Genomic DNA, 12,265 nt, shown 5'->3' on the forward strand with positions numbered 1-12,265 from the left:
CATAGAAAATACATTCCCATAATGCTTGAAACTTAAAATGATAGAAGGGAGGAGAACCTGATGGATTATACGACTTTAAAGCAGGAAATCATTGATCACAGTAAGTCACTTGGTATTGATAAGATTGGTTTTACAACTGCTAATTTATTTACTGAATTAAAAAATCACCTCATCCGTCAGGAACAGCTTGGGTACCAGTCAGGCTTTGAGGAGAAGGACATCAATAAGCGAATAGATCCTTCTCTCATTTTTGACCACCCCCGTTCGATTATATCGATTGCTTTAGCCTATCCATCGAAAATGAAGGATGCGCCAAGGAGCGTGAAGGGGGCAAGAAGAGGGATCTTTGCACGTGCTTCGTGGGGGACTGATTACCATACCGTCCTTCGTGACCGATTGACCAGGCTAGAAGCCTTTATTAAAGAGCGAGTACCTGAAGCTCGTTTTAAATCCATGGTCGACACAGGGGAACTCTCCGATCGAGCGGTAGCTGAACGGGCCGGGATTGGCTGGAGCGCTAAAAACTGTGCTGTTATCACGCCGGAATTCGGCTCGTATGTGTATTTGGGCGAGATGATTTCAAATCTGCCATTTGAACCGGATGAACCAATGGAAGACCAATGCGGATCGTGTAATAAATGTGTGGACGCATGTCCTACCGGAGCGCTTGTCCAGGGAGGACAGTTGAATTCACAAAAATGCATCGCCTTTTTAACACAAACGAAAGGCTTTTTGCCTGATCAGTATCGCGAAAAACTGGGGAACCGTATATATGGCTGTGATACTTGCCAAACCGTTTGCCCCAAGAATAAAGGAAAGGATTTTCACTTTCATCTGGAAATGGAGCCGGACGGTGAAATAGCCAAGCCTTTATTAGAACCACTCTTAACAATGAGCAATAAGGAGTTTAATGAAACGTTTGGTCATGTATCAGGTTCGTGGAGAGGGAAGAAGCCAATCCAGCGCAATGCCATCATTGCATTGGCACATTTTAAAGAAGAGAGTGCTGTACCAACACTAATTGATATTATGAAAAATGATGTAAGGCCGGTCATAAGAGGCACGGCTGCATGGGCAATTGGAAAAATCGGTGGAGCTGAAGCCTCTGATGCTTTGATCGTCCAGCATCGGCATGAGAAAGACGAGGAAGTACTGGAAGAGATTAAAAAGGGTTTAGCATTTTTTTAGTAATTTTTCATGTATGTCTCCTGTTCGTCGTAGGATGAATGTGGAGGTGTCTCAAATGGCATATAACCCGGAAAAAGCTGTCTCATATGCTGAGCGTTGGTGGAATAGTTACAACCCTGCCTATCCGAAATTTGAAGTGGATTGTACAAATTACATCTCCCAGTGCCTGTTTGCCGGTGGATGGAGGATGACAGGCTATCCGAATCGTTCAAGGGGCTGGTGGTTGCAAGGGGGAACATGGAGCTATAGCTGGTCGGTAGCAAACGCATTACGGTGGTATTTAGATAGCGGTAATCGAGCCACAAGAAAGCAATATGCTTCTGATCTTCAGCTTGGCGACGTTATTTGCTATGATTTTGAAGGAGACGGGCGAGTGAATCATACGGTAATTGTCACAAAAATCCGTTCAGACGGTACGCCGCTCGTTAACGCTCATACAAATAACAGCCGGGCTAGAGATTGGCGCTACAAAGACTCTGCAGCGTATACATTGTCCACTCAGTATTTTTTTTATTCGATAAAGCCTTAATGAAACGTTGAATAGTATAGGCGTGAAGCGTTTCACAATGGTATAGTAGAAGAGATAATTGTCTTGAGGTGAATAAGTTGGGAAATCATATTGTATTGTATCAGCCTGAAATACCCGCAAATACGGGAAATATTGCACGTACCTGTGCAGCAACTGGAACAACGCTTCATTTAATCCGTCCGCTTGGGTTCTCTACTGATGATAAGATGCTGAAGAGAGCAGGACTTGATTATTGGAACTTTGTTGAAATTATCTATTATGACTCACTAGATGAATTCTTTGAAAAAAATGAGGGTGGAGAGTTTTTTTACTTAACGAAGCATGGGCAAATTCCTCATTCTGATTTTGACTATCGTTCGGAAGAAAAAAATTACTACTTTATTTTTGGAAGAGAAACGACAGGGCTTCCGAAAGATGTGATTGAAAATAATAAGGATAAAGCACTTCGTGTCCCGATGAACGATAACGTCAGATCCTTAAATTTATCAAATACAGCAGCTATTCTTGTTTATGAAGCACTTCGTCAGCAGGGGTATCCAGGGCTGAAGTAATAAAGGGCACGATAATCTTCATTGATTATCGTGTTTTTTCGTGTGTACCATTTTCTTTTTTATCAAATATTCGATACACTTTAACTTATTAACCATTATAAGTAGTTTGAAGGAGAGATACTCATTGAATACGACGATTGAAACTATACTGAATCACCGCTCGATCCGTAAATTTAAGGACCAGCCGTTAACAGAAGAACAAATACACACGATTGTTAAAGCAGCTCAAGCAGCTTCAACCTCAAGCTTTATACAGGCCTATTCGATTATAGGGGTAACAGATCAAGAGAAAAAAGAACAGCTCGCTAAGTTTGCAGGCGGACAAAGTTATGTAGCAAACACCGGTCATTTTTTTGTTTTTTGTGCAGATTTATATCGCCATTCACTGCTTGGGGAATTTCAGGATGTAGATGTTCTCCCATCCATTGAAAGTACAGAGAAATTTATGGTGACCATTATTGACGCTGCGCTTGCAGCACAAAATGCTGCACTAGCAGCCGAATCAATGGGATTAGGGATTTGTTACATAGGAGGGATCCGTAATTCATTAGAAGAAGTTAGTGAAATTCTTGAGACACCTGATTATGTTGTACCGTTGTTTGGATTAACAGTCGGAGTACCAGATCAAACGTCATCTGCAAAACCGCGGCTTCCTGTATCGGCCATTTACCATGAAAATACTTACAAGCATGATGTAGAATGGAACAAAAATCAGCTTGAACAATATGACGCTGACATTTCAAGCTATTACGAAAACCGGACGAATGGTGCACGTAAGGATAAATGGACGGAGCAAATGGCATCAATGCTCGAGAAAAAGAGCCGTTTATATATGAAAGATTTTGTTGAAAAGAAAAAATTAAATCGATTGTAATATAAAAAAGCTGCCAGTGCTTGGCAGCTTTTTTGGTAATCATTAATCTTTTGATGTGCCTGGCTTATCGTCGTAGCCAGCTGCAAAAATTGCTGCTAGGAATGCAACACAAACACCCAGAATTAAAACTGTACCCATATGGATTGCCCCCCTTGTCATAGTGATAATTAATTCACTTATTTAAAGTATAACGGAAACGCTTTAAGAAGTGAATCTTTCTCGTTACGATAATGTGGAGAAATGATGAAGCGAAGGCGAATAGGGGAAAAGTTGAAAAAAAGAATACAGTAACATTCATAAATTGATTACAGGAGAAACCACACTTATTTCACAATTTTTTGTTATGATAAAATGATCGAAATAGCTGGATGAAACGAGGAAATGACATGACAGGCCGTAGTATTTTAGTCGTCGATGACGAAGCACCAATGAGAATGTTAATAAGGTCTTTTCTTGAAAAAGAGGGGTATCGTGTTTCAGAAGCTCCAAATGGGATTGATGCACTTAACCTGGTTTCTGCCAAATCATTCGATCTTATTTTATTAGATGTTATGATGCCGTTTATGGATGGGTATGCCTTTACAAAAGAATTAAAGCAGAAAGACGATATTCCGATTATTTTTTTATCTGCGAAGGGGGAAGAATGGGATAAAATAAAAGGACTAAAGATGGGTGCTGATGATTATATCGTGAAACCCTTTCATTCAGGTGAGCTTTTAGCTCGAATTGAAACGGTCCTTAGAAGAGCCTTTCCTCTTAATCATAAGAAAAATATAATAAAAGCCGGCCCAATTAGGTTAGATTTAAACGCGCATCGAACGTTTCTTGATCAAGAGGAAATATCGCTTACATTAAAGGAATTAAACATTCTTTCCTTATTGATTCAGTGTGAAAATACAGTGTTGTCAAGAAATCGTTTGATGGAATCCGTTTGGGGGGCAGAATACAGTGGAACAGAAAGAACAGTTGATACGCATATAAAAACACTTAGAATAAAGTTGAAAAAACATGGGGAACTCATTAAAACGGTATGGGGAATCGGATATAAATTTGAGGTGTAGGAGTTGAAGATATTTAAACAGAATTTTAGTCAAAAAATCGTCATGCTGCTGGTAGGAAGTGTGGCGGTAACGATTCTTTTTTCATTTTTTTTCTTGCATTTTCTCTATAAGGATCTCTATATAAACAGTATTCGGGAATCCGTCCAGTATCAAGGTCAACGGACTGCAGCGCACTACCATTACGGAGAACTAAATGAGGAAATCATACAAAAAATTCATTGGTATAATGTCGTTTCAGAGTATGAAGTGATTGTCGTGGATAATTTAGAGGAGCTTACGAGCACTTTTCCCTACCAAATAGGAAATAAGGAGTTCATTTCTGAAGACGATCAACGGATGTTAAACGCTGGTAATTCGGTCATGAAAGAAGGATTTGTGGAAGAATTTCAACGGCAGGTGATTGGTGCCATATTTCCAATAAATGATGGTAATACGACTATTGGTTATATTTATATTTATGTTCCGTTAGCGGGTCTGTCACAGGTATTTGGCAACAGTCTTCCAGTCTTGTCAGGTACCGGACTCATTTTCTTTATTATACTTAGTTTGATTATCAACAGGATAAGAAGGTCCTTGTTTCAACCGCTTAATGAAATTCAGATGCTATCAAAAGAAGTATCAAAAGGCAATTACAGCCATCGCTTAGAGCTTGCTAAGCACGACGAGATTGGACAGATGGCAAAGGCGTTTAATGAAATGAGTGAAGCGTTGGAAAATCAAGAGGAACGCAAAAAAGAATTTCTCTCAAATGTGGTTCACGAGCTTCGCACGCCTCTGACTTACATTGGCGGATACACGGAAGCACTAAGCAAAAAGCTTTTTACTTCACCTGAAGAAGAAAAGCAATATTTGCTTACAATTGAACAAGAGGTGGATCGTTTAAATAAACTCATATTTGATCTAGTTGAGCTTAATAATTTACGGGATGAATTATATCATTTTGAGAAAGAACCAATTGTGATTGGACAATTATTATATGACACATGTGATTTATTTCTCATTCATTTATCAGAAAAATCTATATCGATTCAGCTCGATGTAGATGAAGAGCTGATTGTTTTCAATGATCCGAAACGCTTACAGCAAATTTTTTACAACGTTATTGATAATGCGATAAAATATTCAATCGGAAAAGGGTCCATTCGAATTACGCTTAGAATGAGGAATGGGGATTTCGTGTTCGAGGTGACAAATACGGGTTTGTCAATTTCTACGGAAGATTTAGATCAGATTGGAGAAAGATTTTTTCGAACCGATAAAGCACGGAACCGGGGTACCGGCGGAACAGGGTTGGGGTTATCCATTGTAAAAGAAATTATTCGATTGCAAGAGGGAACATTTTCAATTACTAGTAATACTGCCGGAGAAGTCAAGGTCAGTATTGTATTGCCAATAAACTAGCATCGTTTTAAGTGGAAATTGGACAGGAGGAGTCGTAATAAATCGTTTAATCATGAAAAAACACGTATTGGTATTGATATTCGCTTTCCTGATGCTGACGGCTTGCTCATCTCAGCAAACACAAGGTACTCCAATCTCTTCTTTTTCATTTATGAATCAACACAGTCAGGAATTTGGCATGGAGCAGTTGGAAGGAAAAGTATGGATTGCTGATTTTATTTTTACGAATTGTGAAACGGTATGTCCCCCAATGACCGCAAAGATGGCTGAACTTCAGCAAGAGATTAAGGAAAAAGAATATGACGTAGAATTCGTATCCTTTAGTGTAGATCCCGGCAATGATACACCAGAAAAGTTGAATGAGTATCTTACACACTTTACAAATAACGATGATCATTGGAATGTGCTTACAGGATATACACAAGATGAGATTGAAAAATTTGCACTGGAGGAATTTCAAACGCTGGTCCACAAACCGGATTCAACTGATCAAGTTCTTCATGGCGTGAATTTTTATGTAATCAATTCAGATGGCGTCATTGTTAATGAATTCGGCTTTACGGAGCCTGATTTAACTGAAAGTATTTTAAAAGAGATTGAAAAACAATGAAAATAATATGCCTCGCGTAAAAGCTGCCTAATACGCAGCTTTTTTTGTTGAGAAAAAGTTTATTCCTTCATAAGAATTTCACATTTCTTTGATAATATTTATTTAATGGAACGGCTATTGATCTTGTAAACAGTATGAATGGAAAGAAAGTAGGTTATGACTGATTGGAAACGTGTTTGATTCAAAACGTTCATAGGGCTAATAAAGGAGAATGAATATGGAAGAACAAGTACAAGTATTAACTTCCAGTAATAAAAAAAGCCATGCTTCTTGGTATCAAGCGGTATATCGCTGGCATTTTTATGCCGGATTGTTTGCAGCACCTTTTTTGCTGATTCTTGCATTCAGCGGAGCAGTCTATTTATTTAAACCACAGATCGAGGACTTTCTTTACAGAGATGTATATATAGTTGATCAAGGAGGAGAGCAAACAATTGCCCCATCGGCTATTATTGCTTCCGTTCATGAAATCTATCCTGATGCAGCCATTTCTACATATAAAGTATATGAAGAGCCGACAAGAACCGTTGAAGTAGGATTGATAGAAGGTGAGACAGCAAAATCAGTTTATGTAAATCCGTATACAGGAAACGTTCAAGGTGAATTAATTGTAAGTGAGAAATTTACTGAGCTATTTAAGAAGCTTCATAGTGAACTGATTATAGGAGGCACAGTTGCAAATCGGCTGGTCGAGCTGGCTGCGTGCTGGACAATCTTACTGTTGCTTACAGGTCTGTATTTGTGGTGGCCGCGAAATCGAAAATCAATTTTTGGAACAGTTCTGCCTCGCTTTGGTGTAAAGGGACGTACGTACTGGAGAGATCTGCATGCAGTTCCAGCTTTTTGGTTCTCCATCATGATTGTTGTTTTAATAGCAACAGGTCTGCCATGGTCAGGTATCATGGGTGAACAAATAAATCGGCTAGCTGTAGTGACAAATAGCGGATATCCATCCTTTGCTCAAGCCTGGGGTGAGAAACCATCTTCAACCGTTCGTGCACAAGACGTTGCAGAGGATGTGCCGTGGGCTTCAGAAAACATGACAGTTCCATCTTCCCCTACTGGAGGCTATTTGACGCTTCCTGTTGAAGACATTAGTATGATTGCATCGATGCAGCAAGTGGCGAAGCCCTTTACTATTTCTATGCCGCAAGGGGAAAAGGGGGTCTATACAATTGCGACATCTCATTCAGCTCCTTGGAATAATGCGACCTTGCATATCGACCAGTACAGCGGCGGTGTATTGTCAGATGTTCGATTCAATGAATACGGTGTATTGGCGAAGGCGATTACCGCTGGGATTGCTTTTCATGAAGGGCGCTTATTTGGATGGCCTAATCAAGCCTTAGGATTAATGACCTGTCTAGCGATAATAGGGATTGTAGTGAGTTCATTTATTATGTGGAGAAATAGAAAGCCGGTTGGACTAGGAAGCCCAAAAAAGCCTGTTAGTAAACAGGCAGCAAGAACGGTGCTGGTTTTGATGCTGGTCGGCGGAATTTTAATGCCGCTTGTTGGAGTCTCGATCATTGTCGTGTATTTATTTGATCAGCTGCTAATTAAGAGAATACCTGCCTTGAATCACTGGTTTAATGGAAAAACATCATAGATAGGGAGCGTTATAACATGAAAAAATGGATGATTGGAATGGCAGCAGGATTGTTATTGATCGCAGGATGCGGTAATGGAGAGGAAGAAGAACAAAATACTGCAGTTCCTGAGATTGTTGATGCAAAGATCATCATTCCGGAAATGGTAGAATCTAATGAAGAAACACCGCTTCAGGTAAGGCTGACACAGGGTGGTGAACCTGTTAATGATGCGAATGAAGTCGTGTTTGAACTGTGGAATGACGTTAATGGCGGAGAAAGTGATATGATTCCAGCTGTCCGTAAGGGAGACGGAGTTTATCAAATCAACATGATGTTCGAAGAAGATGGCGTCTACTCGCTTCAAACTCATGTAACGGCAAGAGATATGCACGTAATGCCAAAGAAACAATTTACGGTGGGGGAAGTAACAGAGGAGCAGCTCGAAAAAGCGAATGAAAACATACAAAATCAAGAAAGTAATCACATGGAAGGTGAACATGACGATCAAGGAGATCATGAGCATTAATTTTTATACGAATCTCTTTTTAAGATTGTAAGCCTTTTTTAAGGGTGCATGGCAGTGATACAAAAAAACGTCATCTTTGGTTGAGTTCCAAAGATGACGTTTTTTGGTGTGTTACTTTTTATTAGAGTAAATAGTCGCTATTCAAATGTTTCCTTTGCCAATATTTTAATTAAGTAAGAGAGATCAGTCGCTATATGATCATGCATTGCTTTCGCCGCAGCGGACTTGTCTCTATTTCGTATATGTTCTGCAATCATCGTGTGCTGATAAATAATCTCTTTACATCTTTCACGATTTTCAACATTCATACTTCGATAGAAAAAAGTAAGTACACGTAGATTTTCGAGCTGCTTTTCCAATCGTTTATTTTTACTGGCATGAATGATTGCATCATGATAAGCAGAGTTCAGATGAAGAATCTCCAGAGGAGAATCTCTATGATTGGCTATATAAAGTTCGTGTGAGCGTGAAATGATCATTTCAATTTTCATTATCTCTTCTTCCATTGCATGTTGAGTGGCGAGAGAGACAGCTAATGATTCAAGGACCTGTCTGCATTCATAAATTTCTACAGCATCTTTAATAGATGGCTTATAAACAAAAATTCTGGAACGATCATCCAGGATCAGCAGCCCTTCCTGTTCCAATGTTCGAATGGCCTCGCGAACTGGACTTCTGCTTACTTCAAATTCACGCGCAATTTTTGCTTCGTAAAGTCTTTCGCCGGGCTTGTAGTCCCCAACGATGATCATTTCTTTAAGTGTTTGATGAACTTGATCATGATAAGAAAGGCTTTTTTTAATAGTAGGCTTCATAGGGATTCACTCCTGATTCTGTCGACAGAACTATGGGATTAGTTTACCAAATAAAGATGGAATACAACAACTTATGCAACATAAAAACTATTAAATAACCATTTTGCACTATTTATTATAGTAAAAAACCATTGACTCTAATTTACTATTCCTTGTAAAATTAGTCTTAACCTGTCGACAGTCGGCAGAATTAAGTTTTATTAGGACTTGTATATCTTTTTGTAAGCGCTTTATTATTGAGAGGAATGGAGGACAAAAGATGAATGTTACAGCACTCTGGGATTCACTATGGAACTCCCATAGAAAGACAAAGCAGCTTTTATTCTTTTCTTTGCCAACGAAAAAGGGCAAAGAAAGTCTGAATGTTCGGCAAGATGCTATCGATACTGAACCTGAAAAACAACCAAGCTATAAAACGGCACAAAAAGTAGGATTAATTGTTGGACCTTTGTTATTTATTCTGTTTGCCTTTTTTATTTCGCTTGAGGGATTAAGCACGGAGGGCAGAATGGTCCTAGCCACAACACTTTGGGTAGCCACATGGTGGATCACAGAAGCCATTCCAATTCCAGCAGCTTCTTTGTTGCCTATTATTTTGTTGCCAATGACAGGTGCATTGGAAGGTGGAGCGGTAACGGCAAGCTACGGTGATCCGATTGTGTTTTTATTTCTTGGTGGGTTTATGATTGCCTTAGCAATGGAGAAGTGGAACTTACATAAACGAATTGCATTAAATATTATTGCCATTGTCGGAACAAGCACGTCGAATATTGTTCTTGGGTTTATGCTTGCAACAGCCTTTTTATCCATGTGGGTATCAAACACCGCAGCGGTTATGATGATGCTTCCAATTGGTACAGCGATTACCTATCAAGTTGGACAAGCGTTAAAGAACAGTAAAGAAAACTATGCAAATGAGCAGGAAAAATTTGATAAAGCACTTATTTTTGCTATTGGATATGCAGGGACAATTGGTGGGCTTGGAACGTTAATTGGAACACCACCTAACATTATTCTTGCAGGAATTGTAGAGCAGCTTTATGGCATTCAAATTTCGTTTGCTGGCTGGATGCTCTTCGCTTTTCCAGTCGTAGTCATCTTATTATTTGGCAGCTGGCTTTACTTGATCAAAATAGCTCATCCGATCAAATTAAAAAGACTTCCGGGTGGAAAAGAATTAATTCAAGCTGAAAAGAAAAAGCTTGGAAAAATGAGCTATGAAGAATTAATGGTTTCGCTTGTGTTTTTCTTTGCTGCATTTATGTGGATTACTCGTACATTCCTGTGGGAGGGTGGGAATTTCATCGATATACCAGGAATTAGTGACACGATGATTGCGATGATTGCTGCAGTCTTGCTGTTTATCATTCCAGCTTCAGGGATGGGAGGCCGTATACTTGATTGGACAGTAGCAAAGGATGTTCCGTGGGGAATTTTGTTATTATTCGGTGGAGGACTTGCGATTGCGGCAGGCTTCCGTGAAACAGGACTAGCAAGTTGGATTGGCGGACAGCTGACTGTTCTTGAAGGTGTTAATTTTATTATTATTATTATTGCAGCTACGGGACTTGTCCTATTCTTGACAGAGATTACATCCAATACGGCAACTGCTACTATGATTTTACCTGTATTAGCAGCTTTAGCACTTGCAATTAATGTTCATCCATATGCGCTAATGGTACCAGCAGCAATGGCAGCTAACTGTGCGTTTATGCTGCCGGTTGGCACACCGCCTAATGCCATTATTTTTGCCACTGGAAAGATTAAAATTTCTGAAATGGTTAAAAACGGCTGGTGGGTGAATCTTCTAGCATGGGTACTCATTGTAGGAGCGGTTTATTTCCTTATTCCATTGCTATGGGGTATTGATTTAACTGTATTTCCTGACGAGTTTAGATAAAGAGATCGCAGCATGTATAGGAAATGGGGGATGGAATGATGAAAACATATGATATTGCTGCTCTACCCGGGGATGGGGTTGGGAAAGAGGTTGTTTCTTCAGCGATAGAAGTCATTGGCGCACTATCAGATGTGCATGGAGGACTTGCCTTTCGTTTTACAGAATTTCCGTGGAACTGTGATTACTACATGGAACACGAAACGATGATGCCACCTGATGCAATGAAGACGCTGGCACAGTTTGAAGGGGTATTCCTGGGGGCTGTTGGAAATCCTGCTATTGTTCCTGATCATGTATCCCTTTGGGGGATGCTAATAAAAATAAGACGTGAATTTGAACTATCCATTAACATGCGGCCTGCCAAAAAAGTACGAGGCATAGAATCACCGCTCGTAAATCCGAAAAGCTTTGATCTGGTAGTTGTAAGAGAGAATAGTGAAGGGGAATATAGTGAGGTTGGAGGCCGTATTCATCGCGGTGCTGATGAAATGGCCATTCAAAACGCTATTTTCACTAGAAAAGCAACAGAAAGAGCGATTCGGTTTGCATTCGAGCTCGCTGGAAAGAGAAATAAGCATGTAACTAGCGCGACTAAATCCAACGGGATCTATCACTCTATGCCATTTTGGGATGAGGTATTCACAGAAGTTGCGAAGGAGTATCCGGATATTGAAAGCAGATCAAATCATATTGATGCATTGGCAGCTTTCTTTGTGACGAAGCCGTATGATTTTGATGTTATCGTAGCAAGTAATTTGTTTGGAGACGTGCTGACTGATATTGGTTCAGCGATTATGGGCAGTATTGGAATTGCCCCGTCTGCAAACATTAATTTAAGTGGTAAGTATCCATCTATGTTTGAGCCTGTTCATGGTTCCGCTCCGGATATTGCAGGGAAGGGAGTTGCTAATCCAATAGGACAGATTTGGACGGCAAAGCTCATGCTTGATCACTTTGGTGAAGAAGAGCTTGGACGCGAGCTTCTCACGATCATTGAAGACGCAACAGAAGCGGGAATTAAAACACCCGATATCGGAGGAAGATCAACGACTGCGGAAGTGACGGAAGAGATCTGTAGCAGAATTCGTAAAAAAGGTTAGGGAGTATTAGATTATTTTAAAGGATGTGTGTCACGATTTTATTGTGATTCACATCCTTTTTTTCGATTACTTTACATGCGTTGAGCCTTTTTTGCATACATTTCAACATGCAAGACAA

The 12,265-nt window shown here is 39.8% G+C and carries 12 protein-coding genes; 11 read left to right on the plus strand and 1 reads right to left on the minus strand.

Annotated elements, in window-relative coordinates; translation table 11 throughout:
* The first annotated feature begins 60 nt into the window (after positions 1-60).
* The 9 genes from queG to KP78_RS08695 all read left to right on the plus strand — a co-directional run bounded on the left by queG (position 61) and on the right by KP78_RS08695 (position 8,332).
* Positions 61-1,188 carry a tRNA epoxyqueuosine(34) reductase QueG gene (gene queG, locus KP78_RS08655; protein ID WP_041088118.1) on the plus strand — a complete coding sequence of 376 codons (1,128 nt, stop codon included), beginning with the start codon at positions 61-63 and terminating at the stop codon, positions 1,186-1,188.
* Between the two features lie 55 nt (positions 1,189-1,243).
* Complete coding sequence (locus KP78_RS08660; protein ID WP_041088119.1) at positions 1,244-1,717, plus strand: amidase domain-containing protein; 474 nt, start codon at positions 1,244-1,246, stop codon at positions 1,715-1,717.
* Positions 1,718-1,794: 77 nt separating this feature from the next.
* The gene (gene trmL, locus KP78_RS08665) at positions 1,795-2,268 is read left to right on the plus strand and encodes a tRNA (uridine(34)/cytosine(34)/5-carboxymethylaminomethyluridine(34)-2'-O)-methyltransferase TrmL (protein WP_041088121.1); all 474 of its coding nucleotides are present in this window, start codon (positions 1,795-1,797) and stop codon (positions 2,266-2,268) included.
* Positions 2,269-2,392: 124 nt separating this feature from the next.
* A complete protein-coding gene (gene nfsA / locus KP78_RS08670) occupies positions 2,393-3,142 on the plus strand; it encodes an oxygen-insensitive NADPH nitroreductase (RefSeq protein ID WP_041088122.1) in 750 nt (249 codons plus the stop codon).
* A gap of 386 nt (positions 3,143-3,528) precedes the next feature.
* A complete protein-coding gene (locus tag KP78_RS08675; protein ID WP_041088124.1) occupies positions 3,529-4,203 on the plus strand; it encodes a response regulator transcription factor in 675 nt (224 codons plus the stop codon).
* Positions 4,204-4,206: 3 nt separating this feature from the next.
* Positions 4,207-5,604 carry a sensor histidine kinase gene (locus tag KP78_RS08680; RefSeq protein WP_041088126.1) on the plus strand — a complete coding sequence of 466 codons (1,398 nt, stop codon included), beginning with the start codon at positions 4,207-4,209 and terminating at the stop codon, positions 5,602-5,604.
* 52 nt (positions 5,605-5,656) lie between these two features.
* The gene (locus KP78_RS08685) at positions 5,657-6,214 is read left to right on the plus strand and encodes an SCO family protein (protein ID WP_041088128.1); all 558 of its coding nucleotides are present in this window, start codon (positions 5,657-5,659) and stop codon (positions 6,212-6,214) included.
* A gap of 217 nt (positions 6,215-6,431) precedes the next feature.
* A complete protein-coding gene (locus KP78_RS08690; RefSeq protein ID WP_041088130.1) occupies positions 6,432-7,823 on the plus strand; it encodes a PepSY-associated TM helix domain-containing protein in 1,392 nt (463 codons plus the stop codon).
* Between the two features lie 17 nt (positions 7,824-7,840).
* Positions 7,841-8,332: a FixH family protein gene (locus KP78_RS08695; protein WP_041088131.1), complete on the plus strand. Its 492-nt coding sequence runs from the start codon at positions 7,841-7,843 to the stop codon at positions 8,330-8,332.
* Between the two features lie 137 nt (positions 8,333-8,469).
* On the opposite strand, the gene KP78_RS08700 is transcribed toward KP78_RS08695, so the two are convergent.
* Entirely contained in the window at positions 8,470-9,147 is a 678-nt protein-coding gene (locus KP78_RS08700) for a GntR family transcriptional regulator (RefSeq protein ID WP_041088133.1), read from the minus strand.
* Between the two features lie 259 nt (positions 9,148-9,406).
* Between KP78_RS08700 and KP78_RS08705 the strand changes: the two genes are divergently transcribed.
* Positions 9,407-11,047, plus strand: a complete 1,641-nt coding sequence (locus tag KP78_RS08705; RefSeq protein ID WP_041088134.1) for an SLC13 family permease — start codon at positions 9,407-9,409, stop codon at positions 11,045-11,047.
* 38 nt (positions 11,048-11,085) lie between these two features.
* Positions 11,086-12,147 (plus strand): tartrate dehydrogenase, encoded by a 1,062-nt coding sequence (locus KP78_RS08710; RefSeq protein WP_041088135.1) that lies wholly within the window; start codon positions 11,086-11,088, stop codon positions 12,145-12,147.
* The last annotated feature ends 118 nt before the right edge of the window (positions 12,148-12,265 follow it).

Source organism: Jeotgalibacillus soli, from assembly GCF_000829435.1.
GTDB classification, from domain to species: Bacteria; Bacillota; Bacilli; order Bacillales; family Jeotgalibacillaceae; genus Jeotgalibacillus; species Jeotgalibacillus soli.